We start from the raw sequence: 16506 nt of genomic DNA, 5'->3' as shown, positions 1-16506 counted from the left end.
TTATTTTAATAGTTTGCTAATCAGTTCTCCTTCTCGCTCGGGCAGCACCCACATTATGTTGGAAATGCTTTTACAACAAAAAGGGTGGGGTAGCGGATGGCAAGAAATTTTAACGCTATCAGGTAATCTATCCTTGATTTCTTCCCGTAGTTTTAATGTGGCAGAAAAAATTAAACTAGGCTTAGCAACCGCCGGCATTAGTATTGATAGCTATGCGAATAATCTAAATAATGATCCTGATTTTGGTTTTGTTTATTTTCCTCATTCTATTGCTTCACCGGCGTTTATTGCCGTATATAAAAATAACCAAAATCCGAAACAGGCTCTTGAATTTATTCAATTTTTGTTAAGTGCGGAAGGGCAGGAGGTTGTTACTTCTCCAAATATTGCAAAATTTCCACTTAAACCTTCTGCGCCGAGTAGCCTGCAATACAAACAACAGCAAAAGTTGTTGGCGCAGACACCGATTGATTACGATATTTTGTTATTAAGACAACATTTAATTGAGAAATTATTTGATAATGCAATCACATTTCGTCTCAATCAGTTGAAAGATGTGTGGGCGTTAATTTATCAACAAGAGCAAAAAAAAGCTCGCAAATTGACCGCACTTCGCCATCAATTAACTTTAGTTCCGGTGAGTGAACAGCAAGCGATAGATCCTATTTATTTAGAAAAAATCAAAAATGACCGATATTTTTTGTTGGAGCAAGAGAAGCAATGGACGGACTTTTTTCAACAACAGATTAATGCGGTACTTGCACAATTAGAGGACATAAAATGAAACAGGGAAAAATAACCCAACATTTGAAAAGAGCCTCAATGATCGGATTAATTTTGACCTTGTTTATTGGTATTGTGAGTTTATCTGCTTGGTATATTCAATATCGACAAGTGAATTATATTATTGAAGATTATTTCCCGAAAACCAATACAGCCTTAAAATTGGAAGATAAGTTTAATGTGTTTTTTAATGACTTAGAGCGTTTTTACTATTCACAAAATAATTTAAACCGTCAAGTTATGTTTAAAAACATTAAGCATCAGCTAAATGAAATTGAAATATTATCTTCTTTGTTATTTGAACAAACAGAAAAATCAACGATTAAACGGTACTTAAATGATTTAATTCAACTAACGAATCGGATTGATAACAATTTATCCAATAATTTTTTAATTTTACAGCGAAAACAAGCATTATTAACGAAGATTCAATGGTTAAATGATGATTTTAATAATGAAATTATTTCTCAAATTAAAGAATTAAACTGGCAGAATAATTATTTTTTGAAGTATTCTTCTTTATCAAATGAGCAAAAGCAAGCGAATTCAGAAAACGAATTACTGTATTTGTATCAATTAGCGGATAAAAAAGAGCAAATCAGAACCGAGTTAGTGCAGTTTTTATATAATTTACAGCCCAATCAAACCACCATTTTGCAGGATTATGCTTATTTAAAACAGTTAATTACAGCATTAACCCAAGGTTCTTCTTATACAATCAAGAACCCAAGTATTGTGCCGTTGCAGCAGATGTTTAATGATTTATATCAAATGATTGAATCTCATCATGAATTAGATAGTCTTATTCAAGAAATCACTCATTATCAAACTGAATTAAAAAATATCCAATCTCAGAAAAATGATATCGTTGCAAAAACTCAACAAATGATAAAGCAAGAATTAAATAAAACCAGAGAAAGTTTTAGCCGACTAAATGAGAATTTAAAAATACAAACTCAAATAAGTGGCGTACTTATTATTTCTTCATTGCTTATTTTTCTGGTTCTAATTGCTTTATTTAACCAATATTATGTTAAGCGACGTTTAAGCCAACGTTTTTCACAACTCATTTATGCTATTGAAAATCTTAATCAGGGTAGAACAAAGCAAGCGCTCAATATTAATGGCAAAGATGAGCTGACAGAAATCAGTTTGTTATTAAATAATCATATTCAAATTTTGCAAGAGCGGGAAAAAATTGAACAAGATTTACAGGAAACCCAAAATGAATTGATTCAAGCTGCCAAAATGGCAATCGTCGGGCAAACAATGACAACACTTGCTCATGAAATTAATCAACCTTTGAATGCAATATCAATTTATCTTTTCACGCTAAAAAAACGTCTTGAACAACGACAAGATCAACAAAATTACCTTGATGTTGAAAAGATAGAAAAATTAACAGAGCGAATCGCTAATATTATTAAAGCATTACGCCAATTTGCTAAAAATGAAATTTCATCGACACCTTATCAAGTTGTTTCTCTTAAACAAAGTTTGACTGAAGCGTGGAATTTATTGGAGCTCCGTCATAAGCCTCTTAATGCCGAATTACAGATAAAACGGGATGTTCATTTGCTTGTAAATCCAATTTTGTTGGAACAGGTTTTCGTTAATATTCTTTCAAATGCCTTAGAAGCAGGTCAAACCACACCGATTATTCAAGTTGATGTAGTTTGTTATCAAAATAAAATTTGTGTTTTTATTGAAGACAATGGAGACGGTTGGCAAACGGATAATGCTGATAAATTATTACAACCTTTTTTCACCACTAAAAGTGTCGGATTAGGGTTAGGTTTAACGATTTGCCAACGTATTATGCAACAATTTGGGGGGAAATTGGCGATTGCCTCTGCTTTTTCTAAAAGTGCGGTTGTTATTTTAGAATTTTCACATCATAGTGAGGAAGAAAAATGATGTTAGCTCAAGAAACGGTGTTACTGGTTGATGACGATAATGATGTATTAAACGCCTACCAATCATTATTAAGTGCAGAGGGATATCGAATTAAAGCGATCAATAACCCGTTGCAGGCACTGGAGATCATACCTGAAAACTGGAAAGGGGTAGTGGTGAGTGATATTTATATGCCGCAACTGTCCGGTTGGGAACTTTTGAGCCGTTTACATCAAAGGGATAAACACCTACCGGTGATTTTAATTACCGGACACGGAGATGTGCCAATGGCTATCGAAGCCATGCAAAAAGGGGCGTTTTATTTTATTGAAAAACCCATCAAACCGGAAAAATTATTGATACAGCTTGAGCAAGCGCTGAGTCAACGACAACACCAATTAGCAATTAAAAATGCTCAACAAGAAGCACTGGAAACCCGTTTTATCGGACAGAGCCATTGGATTAAACAGTTTCGCCAACGTTTACAACAACTTGGAGAAACTTCGTTACCGATTTTTATTTTTGGTGAAATTGGCACGGGGCGAACCTTAGCGGCCCAACATCTCATCCGTTTTTCTACAGACCGTTTTTCGCCTCAACATAGCCTAGAATTACTTGCCCCCTGTGATATTGAAGAATTACAGCCTCACCTTGATCAAGCCAAGCAGGGTTTATTACAACTTAAAAATATTGAATATCTCTCACAAGCGGCACAGAAAAGACTGGCATTATCAATTCAGCAACAGCATTTTCGTTTTATTGGTATTAGTCAATATTCACCGTACCAATTATTAACGAAATTCGCTCTTTTGCCGGAGCTTTTTTATGCATTTAATTTAACTCAAATAGAATGTTTGCCACTTTCCCGTCGAACCTCTGACATTGAGCCGATTTTTCGCCATTATTTAGCCCAAACTTGTAAAAAATTAAATAAGAAGAAACCACTTGTGAGTGAAAATTTTATTAAGCAGCTGATTTCTCAACAGTGGCTAGGTAATATCACTCAATTAGTTCACACTGCAGAGCTTTATGCCGTTGGCGTTACCGTGCAAAATGATCGTTTTTCGTTGATGCAGGAGCAAAGCGAACTATCGCTTGATAATCTTATTGATGAGTATGAAAAGCAGATCATTATAGAGGTATTGGATCGCTTTCAAGGGAGAATTAATGACGCGGCAAATTATCTACAAATTCCCCGTAAGAAATTGTATTTACGAATGAAAAAATATGCCTTGAATAAAGCGGATTATAAAGAGTTGTTTTAACTTTTTTATAGGTGAGAGTGGTTGAGCGTAGTACAAAGTAGCAATGTGATAATAAATATATCTGGTATCGTGTACCAACCAAGTCACTTTGGTATAGTAAAATGCCTGGAAGTCTTATAGAAATATTTAGTGTTTAGAGGCAACATGAATAGTATATTAGGTTAGATAATATTTCCTCGAAGTTTTCTCTGTCGATTGTTCTATTTAGAAATATATAAAGCCGAATTATATTGATGCTATTTTATACGCCTTAAATAAGGACGTTTATGACAAGTCAATCTGGCTACTGTTATACCCTCAATACAATTTTGATGTAGTTAGTTTTCATTTAACTTAAGGGTTTTACGAATCGTTTAAATTAGAATTGATGTTATTAAGTTTTGACCCGAATATTCTGTTTTCGGTATTGATGGTAAATAGGTGATCCTCACTTTTAGGGCAATGACCGTGCCGAATAAGTTAGTTATAACGAAACCGTCCCCCAAGCCCGCACTATCAGTCGAGACCAAATCCAAAATATTGGATGCAATCACATTACTAAAGTGGAATAAAGCAACATACTCAAGGCTATAAACTGATATGTGAATGTCCATGGTGACACCATCACCACGTTGGTAATGATCTCAACACCGAAGTAGTGTAAACGGCATCTGGTATATTGGCTAGTTGTTTGAGCAGATTTTTTGAACAATTTGATTTGTAAGGTTATGAAACAGTAAGAATCAGTGGGCAGAGTGGTTTAATAATCATTAACTGAGAGGGGATGGAGTTGGTGGGGAATGTGTATATTGAGGAGGGACTTTGCAAGTAAAATGCAGCTAGTGGAAAACGTTACGTGTTCTGAAATGGAAAATCATACGATAAATTTTCCTATAATGCAGATTCACTTTTTCTTATCGCCTAATTCAATAGGACCATTAGTGGGAACCTATACGATATATGCTGATAGAAAATAAATTAGCAAAGATATTACTGATGATAAAGGGGAAATTGAAAATAATATGAAGTTAAATTTATTAATCGTACTTATTATGAAATTTTAATGAGTTAAGGATTTGAAGTGAATTCTGAAAAAGATGAAGTAGTGAACCAAGGTATTTACTTAGATTTAGGAAAACATAAATACTGCTTTGGAAAAATCTAAAAATTACGTAACGTTAATTGGAAAACTGATATAAGAAAAGGTAATTGTATGATTAGACACCAAAAAATAAGGGGTTGCCCTAGATAACTTGGCTAATCTATTCTTCACTAGATGTTTTAAAATGGAAATCAGAGATTTTTTATATCTCTGTGATTGCAACTTGCATTCCCTTAAACAGAGCTTAAAATGCGCTGCACTTTAGAATACCCTTAAACTTGTACAAATGACCTTATTTGGTTCCAAAAATTCTCAATTTCGTTTATGTGCTCATGATTTTCAGTAAAATGTGTGTTGCGATGAGTGCAAAATCGGCTAAATTCATCATCAAGGAGATCATAACTACGATAGATATCGGTACAAGTCTGACTCTAGCTTCTCTCTAATAATCGGGAGCAATGTTGATTGTGTATTCGGTACAGCAACGGTATAAATCTTACCATTAAGTTTGGGAAAACCAAATACTGCGGCTTTGCCCCATGCATAATACCGCCTTTACTTTGAGCGTCATTGGAATAGCTTTCATCGGCTTTAATTTCACCATAAAGCACTCTATTTAGACAACAAGCTATTGCAAATAGGGTAACTAAAATTGTAAATAATGACCTAAATGATAGAATATCTAGTACAGTAAGATTAAATAGTATAAACTAATGTTCCTAGAGGATATATAAGAGTTATTTTAATGTTTTTTAATTTATTACCTCTCAGGTTTCTAATGAATGCGAGAAACGAACGATTAATTCTAGGCAACCTTGTACAATCCAACCGATTCCAGCGGCAAAAATAAGCGTGCCGATACCCACTATTCCTCCCAGAAAAAAACCGAATAAGCAAACCGATATTTCAATAGCGGTACGGACGAATCCTACTTTTAGGTGGAAGCGTTGACAAATCCCCACCATAAGCCCGTCACGAGGGCCCGCCCCCAAATGGCAAGTGAGATATAATGCTGTGCCTAACCCATAGAGAAAAATCCCGATTATTCCAAAAGCCATGCGTGACAAAAGTGCGGTCGGTTCCGGTAGAATTTTTGTCGTAATGTCTAAGAAAAAAGCAATCATAATAATATTTAGAAGAGTGCCTAGTCCAAAACGTAGTTTTAAAGGTAGCCATGCCAACATTACTACAACGCTGATAAAAAACGATGTCCAACCAATGCTGATTCCACTTTGTAAGGCAATGCCTTGAGAAAGTACTGTCCAAGGCGTGGAACCAAAATTGGACAATACAATTAGCCCGTCGCCAATTCCCAATATCGCTAATGCAAATAACAACACGCAGATCGTTTTACTTTCTATCGACCATAATGAACTTGCCGCCCAGTTTGTATGAGGTATTGCTCGTGCTTTTTTCATAACGTACCTATGATTAAGAAGATATGGCTATCATAAAGGGGAATAAGTGAAAGGCAAAACACTTTAATACCATATTATATAGCGAAATTAACTATGTAGATTTTCACTTTTTGTGAAATCTAGGTATTGGTTAATGTAGGAAACCGCTCTTTTTAATGGGAGACTCTTGAAAATAGGTTAATAACCAACACGCCGGCAATAATTAACCCGATTCCAATTGTTCCAGCCGTATCAATTTTTTGTCCAAAAGCAAAATAGGCAACGACTGCCGTAAGGACAATCCCCACCCCTGACCAAATGGCGTAAACCAAACCAACGGGTAAAGAACGAAAAATAATTGAAACAAAATAAAAAGAAATTGCATAGAGCGTGAGTGAGCCTACGGTAGGAAGAAGTTTGGTAAAACCATCGCTCAGTTTTAATAAATTTGTTGCAGCAATTTCTAAGCAAATGGAAATTGCGAGTAAAATCCAAGGGTTCATTTGTTTATTCCTCATGAAATAAAAAAGAGATGCAATTAGGCATCTCTTTTATTGCATTATCGTAACTGTTTAATTATTAACATTCTTGTTTGCCGTAGGCATCTTGGCGAAGAATGTTACGCACGCCTTCATCAAAATCAGCAAGCACTTGTTCTGCATTTTTCGGATCGGTACTCCGTGCATCCAAATAGAATTTAATTTTCGGTTCGGTACCGGAAGGACGAACGATTAAGCGACCACCGTTTTCAAGTGTGAACACCAGAATATCACTTTGACGATCGGTTTTGGTGTGGTCAATCAATTGTGTCACATTCACACCGCCGATGATACTTGGCGGTGTATTGCGAAGTGCGGTCATTAATTTACCGATTTCGGCAAGATCGCTGACACGAATAGAGATTTGTCCGCTTACATAAGCGCCAAATTCTTGAGTAAATTCATCGGCATAATCCGCCAAGGTTTTACCTTGTTTTTTCAAGTTACGAACAAGATCTAAGAACATAATCGCCGCCGAGATACCGTCTTTATCGCGTACTTTATCTGGATCAACTAAATAACCGAGCGCTTCTTCAAAGCCGAATAATAAGCCCTGTACTTTACCGATATATTTGAAACCGGTTAAGGTTTCTTCCGATTGGAAACCGTACTTTTTGGCAATTTCCGCTAGTGCCGGTGAGGAAACGAGCGAGCAAGCCAATACTCCTTGTTTGCCTTGTGCGTGGTATTGTTTGGCTAAATACCAACCTAAGAAACACCCCACCACATTGCCGTGTAAAGGTTTCCAGTTACCTTCCGCATCAGGTACGGCAACGGCTAAACGATCAGCATCAGGGTCGTTTGCGATAATAAATTCTGCATTGTTTTCTTTCGCCACTTTAATTGCAAGATCCAAGGCGCCTTTTTCTTCCGGATTAGGGAAATTAACCGTTGGGAAAGAGCCGTCCGGCCAGACTTGTTCTGCGACAATATGAGGTTGTGGTAAACCCGCTTTGGCTAGCGTTTTGCTTAGGACTTCATAACCCACGCCGTGCATAGCGGTGTACACATAGTTGATGTCGCATTGCGGTTCTTTGGCGAGAGAGGCGGTTTTCGTAATATAAGCCTCCACCACTTCATCATTTAATACCACATAATCATCACTACGCGGTAAATCTTGAATATTGCCGGCTGCGACCTTGTCGATTAATGCGGCAATTTGTTGATCGGCAGGGGAAACGATTTGACCGCCACCGTTGGCCTTACCCAAATAGACTTTATAACCGTTATCTTCAGGTGGGTTGTGACTTGCGGTCACCATCACGCCTGCTGTGGTGTCGAAATATTGAATCGCATAAGCTAATACCGGCGTTGGCAGTTTGCGTGGTAACAAATACGCTTTCACGCCGGCGCCCGCCATAATCTCCGCGGTATCGCGTGCAAACACATCTGAATTTTTACGTCCGTCGTAGCCTATCACGATAGAAGGTTGCTTGTCGTAGTCTTTCAAGAAATCCGCTAAACCGCCGGCGGCTTGCGCCACTAAAACACGGTTCATCCCCATTGAACCGGCTTGTAAGGGGCCGCGTAAGCCGGCAGTACCAAATTGCAAACGACCGTCAAAACGAGCCTGTAATTCAGCTTCGGCTTTTACATCGCCTTCTTTTGCCGCTTCTAAAAGTGCGGTTAATTCTGCACGGGTTTCTGCATCAGGATCCTGGTTTAACCAATTTTGTGCTATATCAAAAAGAGTTGCCATAATTTCACCTTCTTAAGTTAAAAGAAATATTCTCGCTAGACTATCGGAAAACGATTGAAGTTCAAAGGCTTATTTACTGAAAGTTTGATCTGTTTAACACTTTTTATTCGTCTAATCGTTTACTTAAAAAACGGTATTTGATTTTTTATGTTAAGTGATGTCTGGGGTTATTGATCAACCTTATAGTAGTAGCGCCGAACCCCATTTTATAATGTCAAAAAAGAATTTATTTTGATTGGTTGCAACACCGTCAGTATTTTTTTGTGTGCCGCCTTCATTCTTTGAATTATCCACCATGCCGTTTTTATATTGCCCTTTCACGACATCTAAGTCATCACGTGCTTGGGTGCGTAAAATTAGGCAGTTTTTATTTTCCAACGGTTCAACATTAGCTATTTCCGTCCGAAATTTTTTAAATTGATACGTGGCGTAATTCATCGATTTTTCATCGTTCTGAATGATTTTGACATAATCTTCACCAATAATTTTTTCCAATGGATAGAAAAAAATATATTGGGAGTGAATATAACTGTCCTCTTTAGCGAAATGCTGTTGCTGAATACGGGTGAGATTGGGATAAATGCATTGTTCCGCCTGTTTGCTGGCTATCGCCCATTGTTTCGCATTTTTATCCGACAGTTGATAATCCGCCCCCGCAAATTCGGCCGGAATAGGGGATTGTGAAGCGTTGAAAAAGCTGCAAGCACTGAGTAATAGTATGCTGCCGAGTGTAAAAATAAATTTCATATTTGATCTCGAGAGATTGCTTTAATGTGGACGAAATTTTAGCAATAAGCACAGAATAGATAAAGGCTGAAATAAATTTTCATTTTCCCGAACCGAAAAACTTCCGTTATAATGACCGCACTTTTCATTAATTAAAAAGGAATATTCATGCAAAATCCAAAAGATGATGTGCTTTATGCACCCGTTGAATGGGTCGATCACAGTGAGGGCTATACGGACATTCGTTATCATAAGTCCACCGATGGTATTGCAAAAATCACCATTAACCGCCCTGAAGTGCGTAATGCCTTCCGTCCGCAAACCGTAAAAGAAATGATTCATGCCTTTTCTGATGCCCGTTTTGATGAAAAAATCGGGGTAATTGTTCTGACCGGCGAAGGTGAAAAAGCATTTTGTTCCGGCGGAGATCAGAAAATTCGTGGGGATTACGGCGGCTACAAAGATGAAAGCGGCGTACATCATCTAAATGTATTGGATTTCCAACGGGATATTCGTACTTGTCCAAAACCGGTGGTGGCAATGGTGGCTGGTTATGCCATTGGCGGCGGCCATGTATTACATATGTTATGTGATTTAACCATTGCCGCGGATAATGCTATTTTTGGTCAAACGGGGCCGAAAGTAGGATCCTTTGACGGTGGTTGGGGGGCAAGCTATATGGCGCGTTTAGTCGGTCAGAAAAAAGCCCGTGAAATTTGGTTCTTATGTCGTCAGTATAATGCGCAAGAAGCCTTGGATATGGGCTTAGTGAATACCGTAGTACCTTATGCCGATCTTGAAAAAGAAACCGTGCGTTGGTGCCGTGAGATGTTGCGTAACAGCCCGATTGCTTTACGTTGTTTAAAAGCTGCATTAAATGCGGATTGCGACGGTCAATCCGGTTTACAAGAGCTCGCAGGCAATGCCACTATGTTGTTCTATATGACGGAAGAAGGTCAAGAAGGTCGCAATGCGTTTAATGAAAAACGTGCGCCGGACTTCAGTAAATTCAGACGTAATCCTTAATTATTCAGTCAAAAGTGCGGTTTATTTCAACCGCACTTTTTGTAAGCAAAATTTATGACAATTCGACACTATAATCTTTATCGTTATTCTATTCCTGTTGATAGCCAACTCATTTTGCGGGGGCGCTTTCTAAAACGTCGTGAAGGCTTGCTCGTGCGTATCCAATGTCAGCATAATGAAGGTTGGGGAGAAATTGCGCCGTTGCCGGGATTTAGTGAAGAATCCTTAGAAATGGCGGAAAGCCAAGCGATACAATGGCTTGTCGATTGGGATGTGGCACGTAGTCGTGATGAAAAATTATCTCTTGATGGGCTTTATCCGTCCGTAGCCTTTGGCTTGAGCTGTGCACTGGCAGAACTCAAGGGTAAACTCAATGCAGAGGGAAATTATCACACTGCTCCTTTGTGTTATGGCGATCCCGATGAGCTTTATGGAAAATTATCCCATCTTTCCGGTGAGAAAGTGGCAAAAATCAAAGTGGGGATGTATGAAGCTAACCGAGACGGGTTGATCGCGGATATGTTTTTAGAAGCCATTCCCGACTTACAACTGCGTCTTGATGCAAACTGTCGTTGGTCGCTTGAAAAAGCATTGTTGTTTGCGGCAAAAATAAAACCGGCGCATCGTGCCCGCATTCAATTTTTGGAAGAGCCTTGTCATACGCAGGAACTAAGCCTTGAGTTTGCGGCTCAATCTGGAATTGCTATTGCTTGGGACGAATCGTTACGAACTCCCGATTTTCAGCTTAAAAAAGCGCCTCAGCTGGTGGCAATTGTGATTAAGCCGACATTAATCGGTTCCCTTGAGCGCTGTATTGAATTAATCAAAAAAGCTCATACGTTGGGATTAAAAGCAGTGATTAGTTCAAGTATTGAAAGTAGCTTTGGCTTAACCCAACTGGCACGAATGGCACAACAATATACACCGAATGTGATACCGGGTTTAGATACGTTGGATTTAATGGCTTATCAAGTGCTTCGTCCATGGAAAGAATCGACATTACCGCTTATTGATTTGGATTCCGAATTGATCACAAGGATTATCTGATTCGACCACCGTTTATTGAAAAATCCGTATAATGCACAACCTTAAAAGGAAGAGAAAATGTCGCAAAAATCCCGAATTTTGTTACTAAATGGCCCGAACTTAAATATGTTAGGCGTGCGTGAGCCTAAACATTACGGTAGTTTATCCCTTGCGGTCATTGAAGAAAATTTGAAAGCATTAGCTAACCGACACAATATTGAACTGGATTGTTTCCAAGCAAATAGCGAGGAAAAATTGATTGAGAAAATCCACCAAAGTTTCCAAACGATAGATTTTATTTTAATTAATCCTGCCGCTTATACGCATACGAGCGTAGCTTTGCGAGACGCGTTATTGGCGGTATCCATTCCTTTTGTGGAAATTCATTTGTCTAACGTACACAAACGTGAGCCGTTTCGTCATCATTCTTATTTTAGTGATGTTGCGGAAGGTGTGATTTGCGGGTTTGGCGCAAAGGGGTATGAATTTGCCTTTTTATTTGCCTTGGATTTTTTGGCGAAAAAGTAATGAAAATAAGCATTTTAGGCGAAATTCATAGAATTTTATCGCAATTTAGCTAAATTTAATGTAATCTTTGCCTGTTTAAAGACAAGTTTATAACTGATCGCAATTTTGTGTACTTAATTTGGATAGATAAAAGTGCGGTCAAAAATTTTATTCTTTTAGGAAGAACATAATGGACATTCGTAAAATTAAAAAACTGATCGAATTAGTGGAAGAATCAGGTATCACTGAATTAGAAGTTCAAGAAGAAGAGGGGACGGTTCGTATTAGTCGTGCCGCTCCTGCCGTTGTACCGGCGGCGGTACAATATTCCGCACCTATTGCGGCACCGGCAGTTGTACCGGCTCAGGTCAATGCACCTGCGCCAACTGCTGCTCAGGCAGTGTCTGAAGAAGTGGTTGGTCACCAAGTTCGTTCCCCGATGGTTGGCACATTCTACCGTAGCCCAAGCCCGGAAGCGAAGGCATTTGTTGATGTAGGACAGTCGGTTAAAGTCGGTGATACGCTTTGTATCGTTGAGGCAATGAAAATGATGAACCGTATTGAAGCGGACAAAGCCGGCATAGTAAAAGCAATCCTCGTCAATGATGGCGAGCCGGTTGAATTTGATCAACCATTGATCGTTATCGAATAATCCTATCAATTATCCAAAATGGCGGGCTTGCCCGCCATTTTTTAACAAGTGGAATTTCTTATGTTAGAAAAAGTTGTGATTGCCAACCGTGGTGAAATTGCGTTACGCATTTTACGCGCGTGTAAGGAATTAGGCATTAAAACCGTTGCGGTTCACTCCACAGCAGATCGTGATTTAAAACATGTATTATTGGCAGATGAAACCGTTTGCATCGGGCCCGCACCTTCGGCAAAAAGCTATCTAAATATTCCTGCGATTATTGCAGCAGCCGAAGTAACGGGGGCAGATGCCATTCATCCGGGATATGGTTTTTTATCTGAAAATGCGGATTTTGCCGAGCAAGTAGAGCGTTCCGGTTTTACCTTTATTGGGCCGACAGCAGATGTTATTCGTTTAATGGGTGATAAAGTCTCTGCGATTAAAGCAATGAAAAAAGCCGGGGTGCCTTGTGTGCCGGGGTCTGATGGCCCTGTCGGAAACGACATAGCCAAAAATAAAGAAATTGCAAAACGTATCGGTTATCCAATTATTATTAAAGCCTCCGGTGGCGGTGGCGGTCGCGGTATGCGTGTTGTCCGTAGCGAAGAAGCATTAGAAGAATCCATTGCGATGACAAAAGCGGAAGCAAAAGCGGCGTTTAATAATGATATGGTTTATATGGAAAAATACTTAGAAAATCCACGTCATGTGGAAATTCAAGTACTGGCGGATACTCACGGCAATGCGGTGTATTTGGCGGAGCGTGACTGTTCTATGCAACGCCGCCATCAAAAAGTGGTGGAAGAAGCGCCGGCACCGGGAATTACCGAAGAATTACGCCGTGATATCGGTTCTCGTTGTGCCAATGCTTGTGTGGAAATTGGTTATCGTGGTGCGGGTACCTTTGAGTTCTTATATGAAAATGGTGAGTTTTATTTCATCGAAATGAATACCCGTATCCAAGTAGAGCACCCTGTTACCGAAATGATTACCGGCATTGATTTGGTGAAAGAGCAGTTACGCATTGCCACAGGGCTACCACTTTCCTTTAAACAAGAAGATGTGAAAGTGAAAGGGCATGCGATTGAGTGCCGTATCAATGCGGAAGATCCAAAATCCTTCTTGCCTTCACCAGGCAAAGTTGCTCACTTACATTCACCGGGTGGGTTCGGTGTACGTTGGGATTCTCACGTGTATGGTGGTTATACTGTGCCTCCGCATTATGATTCCATGATTGCAAAATTGATTACTTATGGCGATACACGTGAAGTGGCAATTCGTCGTATGCAAAATGCCTTAGCGGAAACTATTATTGATGGCATCAAAACAAATATCCCATTGCATGAAATGATTTTAGAAGATGAAAATTTTCAAAAGGGAGGAACAAATATTCACTACCTTGAGAAAAAACTAGGATTACATGATTAACAAAAAAGCTCACATTGGTGAGCTTTTTTATTGCCAACTAAAAATCTTTCTAAAGGTGAAGTTTTATTTCCGATGTACGCGATTTCTTAGCGGTACTCGGGAATTATTTGAGCGGGATTTTAAAGGCAACGGCTTAGGTAAACTTAATAAAGAATTCTGATCATATTGGCTTACCGGAATTGAATGCCCGATATATTCCTCAATAGCAGGAAGATTCATTGCATATTCTTCACAGGCAAAACTAATTGAAACACCGCTTTCACCGGCGCGACCGGTACGTCCGATGCGATGTACGTAATCTTCACGATCATCCGGTAAATCATAGTTAAATACATGGGTAACATCTGCAATGTGTAAACCCCGAGCCGCTACATCGGTTGCGACAAGAATATCTAGCACACCGTCAGTGAATTGTTTTAATAGTGTCAAACGTTTTTTCTGTGCGACATCGCCGGTGAGTAATCCCACACGATGTCCGTCAGCCGCTAAATAACGCCAAATTTCTTCACAACGATGTTTCGTATTCGCAAATACAATACAGCGCTCAGGCCATTCTTCTTCTATTAATGTTAGCAATAATGCCATTTTGTCTTGGTTAGAAGGGTAAAATAATTCTTCCTTAATACGATGACCGGTTTTTTGTTCGGGTTCAATTTCGATGTACTCCGGATCATTCATATCTTCAAAGGCAAGTTCACGTACTTTGTAAGATAGGGTTGCCGAGAAGAGCATTGTTAAACGCTTTTGTGGGGAAGGACATTTACGCAATAAATAACGAATATCGCGAATGAAACCTAAATCAAACATTCGATCCGCTTCATCCAATACCACAACTTGGATCTGTTCTAAACGAATCGTACCTTGTTTTACATAATCAATAATACGCCCCGTGGTGCCGATTAAAATATCTACTCCGCGCTCAATGGCTTGTAGTTGTTTGTCATAACCGTCCCCACCATAGGCAAGCGCGGTTTTTAATCCGCTTGCATTTGCCAAAAACTCCGCATCGTTGCTAATTTGAACTGCAAGTTCACGGGTTGGAGCAAGGATCAAGGCGCGTGGTTGGTTATAGTCCGTCTTATCTTTTTGATAAGCCAGTAAATGATGAAAAGTTGTAGTTAAAAACGCGATGGTTTTACCGGTACCGGTTTGCGCTTGTCCTGCAATATCTTTACCTTGCAAGCTGATAGGCAATGAAAGTGCCTGAATAGGTGTACAATACTCAAAGCCTTTGATCTGTAAGGCTTTTAAAACAATCGGGTGTAAAGGAAAATCAGTAAATCGCTGTTGGCTTAAATAATCTTGTTGCATGGAAATTATAGTTTCTTAAAAATGCACTGAGGATAGCACAGATGGGAAAATTACTCAAAAATGACCGCACTTTACATTAACATAGAATAGGAAAATGATTTTATCCCTTGTTATTATTTCTTTCCCATTTGCATTTGATATAACTGCAAGTCGGATGAAGTGCTAACTGCTTTTCCGTGATAAAGGTAAGTAATGCTTGATAAAGTTTATCGGCGATACCTTGCCCGCGGAGTTGGTTTGATACAAAGGTGTGATTCGCATTAATTGTATTTTCCGTTTCGTAAAAATACGTGAGTTCGGCGATTTTCTCCCCTTGTTCATTTAAAATAAAAAATTCACCTTGTTGGTGATCTTCCTGATGTTGAATTCTCATTTTATATTCCATTCATCTCTTAAATTAGGATCCATAGCAAAATCGGCGGTATCGCTTGGAATGGCTTTTTCTTCAGCGGCCCATTCGCCAAGATCGATAAGTTGGCAACGTTTGCTACAGAAAGGTCGAAATGGGCTTTCTGTCGTCCAGGGAACGGCTTTTTGGCAAATTGGGCAGGGGACTTCAATAATTTCTTCAGACATGTGTCGTTTTCGCTTGTTGTAAATAAAATTGGTGCAATTCTAGCACTTTTTGCTTTAGGTGCGGTAAGTTTTCAGCCAGCTCTTTGTCATTGTTAATGATATCCGTTGCCCATTTTAGGCGCTCTGCCCGACTGACTTGTGCATTCATAATTTGTCGGATTTGTTCAAGGTTATTTTTATCGCGTTTTGTCGCCCGCATCAGCTGGGTTTGTGGGTTGACATCAATAACAAGCACACGATGACAAAGCTCGGTAAGGTTATTTTCAATAAGCAGCGGTACAACAAAAAGCGTATAGGGAGCAGTTTGTGCGGAAAGTTGTTTTAGCATAGATTCCCGAATAGCCGGGTGTAATAAACCGTTGAGCCAATTTTTTTCCGATTCCTTAGCAAAGATAATCTTGCGTAGTGCAGGGCGATTGAGTTCGCCATTTTCTAATAAAATAGATGTACCGAAATGTTCGGTAATTTGTTCAAGCAAAGGTGTGCCTTTTGCAACTACTTCACGTGCAACAATATCAGCATCTACTATGGGTACGCCAAGCTCGGCAAATAAATTGGCAACGGTGCTTTTGCCGCTGCCAATACCACCGGTTAACCCTACGATATAAGTCATTA

16 protein-coding genes and 1 pseudogene are annotated in these 16506 nt (G+C 39.1%); 8 read left to right on the top strand and 9 right to left on the bottom strand.

The window, feature by feature from the left end; translation table 11 throughout:
- Positions 1 to 13 precede the first annotated feature (13 nt).
- The 3 genes from FEE42_RS12850 to FEE42_RS05980 are packed head-to-tail and all read left to right on the top strand — an operon-like array spanning position 14 to position 3944.
- Positions 14 to 784, top strand: coding sequence for an ABC transporter substrate-binding protein (locus FEE42_RS12850; RefSeq protein WP_257792974.1), 771 nt, complete (start codon positions 14 to 16; stop codon positions 782 to 784).
- Complete coding sequence (locus FEE42_RS05985) at positions 781 to 2700, top strand: ATP-binding protein (protein WP_164027921.1); 1920 nt, start codon at positions 781 to 783, stop codon at positions 2698 to 2700. Before FEE42_RS12850 ends, FEE42_RS05985 begins: the two co-directional genes overlap by 4 nt.
- Positions 2697 to 3944, top strand: a complete 1248-nt coding sequence (locus FEE42_RS05980) for a sigma-54-dependent transcriptional regulator (RefSeq protein WP_237184486.1) — start codon at positions 2697 to 2699, stop codon at positions 3942 to 3944. Before FEE42_RS05985 ends, FEE42_RS05980 begins: the two co-directional genes overlap by 4 nt.
- 1237 nt (positions 3945 to 5181) lie before the next feature.
- On the opposite strand, the pseudogene FEE42_RS12845 reads toward FEE42_RS05980, so the two are convergent.
- From FEE42_RS12845 to FEE42_RS05960, 5 genes and pseudogenes are all read right to left on the bottom strand, one after another.
- A pseudogene (locus FEE42_RS12845) lies at positions 5182 to 5627 on the bottom strand (IS1595 family transposase); the annotation flags it as partial.
- Between the two features lie 165 nt (positions 5628 to 5792).
- Positions 5793 to 6443 carry a membrane protein YczE gene (gene yczE / locus FEE42_RS05975; RefSeq protein ID WP_164027920.1) on the bottom strand — a complete coding sequence of 217 codons (651 nt, stop codon included), beginning with the start codon at positions 6441 to 6443 and terminating at the stop codon, positions 5793 to 5795.
- 152 nt (positions 6444 to 6595) lie between these two features.
- Entirely contained in the window at positions 6596 to 6925 is a 330-nt protein-coding gene (locus FEE42_RS05970; protein WP_135969040.1) for a DMT family transporter, read from the bottom strand.
- A gap of 76 nt (positions 6926 to 7001) precedes the next feature.
- Positions 7002 to 8660 carry a phospho-sugar mutase gene (locus tag FEE42_RS05965; RefSeq protein WP_164027919.1) on the bottom strand — a complete coding sequence of 553 codons (1659 nt, stop codon included), beginning with the start codon at positions 8658 to 8660 and terminating at the stop codon, positions 7002 to 7004.
- Between the two features lie 180 nt (positions 8661 to 8840).
- A complete protein-coding gene (locus FEE42_RS05960; protein ID WP_135969038.1) occupies positions 8841 to 9407 on the bottom strand; it encodes a DUF5358 domain-containing protein in 567 nt (188 codons plus the stop codon).
- Positions 9408 to 9554: 147 nt separating this feature from the next.
- Here FEE42_RS05960 and menB point away from each other — a divergent pair, with 147 nt between their 5' ends.
- From menB to accC, 5 genes are all read left to right on the top strand, one after another.
- On the top strand, positions 9555 to 10412 hold the full coding sequence (menB, locus tag FEE42_RS05955; RefSeq protein WP_059365861.1) for a 1,4-dihydroxy-2-naphthoyl-CoA synthase: 858 nt from the start codon (positions 9555 to 9557) through the stop codon (positions 10410 to 10412).
- Between the two features lie 54 nt (positions 10413 to 10466).
- Positions 10467 to 11459: an o-succinylbenzoate synthase gene (gene menC / locus FEE42_RS05950; protein ID WP_164027918.1), complete on the top strand. Its 993-nt coding sequence runs from the start codon at positions 10467 to 10469 to the stop codon at positions 11457 to 11459.
- A gap of 57 nt (positions 11460 to 11516) precedes the next feature.
- Entirely contained in the window at positions 11517 to 11966 is a 450-nt protein-coding gene (aroQ, locus tag FEE42_RS05945; RefSeq protein ID WP_164027917.1) for a type II 3-dehydroquinate dehydratase, read from the top strand.
- 169 nt (positions 11967 to 12135) lie between these two features.
- Positions 12136 to 12597 carry an acetyl-CoA carboxylase biotin carboxyl carrier protein gene (gene accB / locus FEE42_RS05940; RefSeq protein ID WP_164027916.1) on the top strand — a complete coding sequence of 154 codons (462 nt, stop codon included), beginning with the start codon at positions 12136 to 12138 and terminating at the stop codon, positions 12595 to 12597.
- Positions 12598 to 12657: 60 nt separating this feature from the next.
- On the top strand, positions 12658 to 14004 hold the full coding sequence (accC, locus tag FEE42_RS05935) for an acetyl-CoA carboxylase biotin carboxylase subunit (protein WP_059365857.1): 1347 nt from the start codon (positions 12658 to 12660) through the stop codon (positions 14002 to 14004).
- A 63-nt stretch (positions 14005 to 14067) separates the two neighbouring features.
- Here accC and rhlB read toward each other — a convergent pair whose 3' ends face one another.
- The 4 genes from rhlB to coaE form a co-directional block, all read right to left on the bottom strand.
- Complete coding sequence (gene rhlB / locus FEE42_RS05930; RefSeq protein WP_164027915.1) at positions 14068 to 15315, bottom strand: ATP-dependent RNA helicase RhlB; 1248 nt, start codon at positions 15313 to 15315, stop codon at positions 14068 to 14070.
- A gap of 100 nt (positions 15316 to 15415) precedes the next feature.
- Positions 15416 to 15688 carry a GNAT family N-acetyltransferase gene (locus FEE42_RS05925; RefSeq protein WP_059365855.1) on the bottom strand — a complete coding sequence of 91 codons (273 nt, stop codon included), beginning with the start codon at positions 15686 to 15688 and terminating at the stop codon, positions 15416 to 15418.
- Complete coding sequence (yacG, locus tag FEE42_RS05920; protein WP_164027914.1) at positions 15685 to 15891, bottom strand: DNA gyrase inhibitor YacG; 207 nt, start codon at positions 15889 to 15891, stop codon at positions 15685 to 15687. Before yacG ends, FEE42_RS05925 begins: the two co-directional genes overlap by 4 nt.
- The gene (gene coaE, locus FEE42_RS05915) at positions 15884 to 16504 is read right to left on the bottom strand and encodes a dephospho-CoA kinase (RefSeq protein ID WP_164027913.1); all 621 of its coding nucleotides are present in this window, start codon (positions 16502 to 16504) and stop codon (positions 15884 to 15886) included. The genes yacG and coaE overlap by 8 nt, the downstream gene beginning before the upstream one ends.
- Between the last annotated feature and the right edge of the window lie 2 nt (positions 16505 to 16506).

This window comes from Rodentibacter caecimuris, from assembly GCF_010587025.1.
GTDB classification, from domain to species: Bacteria; Pseudomonadota; Gammaproteobacteria; order Enterobacterales; family Pasteurellaceae; genus Rodentibacter; species Rodentibacter caecimuris.
This window is presented reverse-complemented; position numbering and strand designations above follow the sequence as displayed.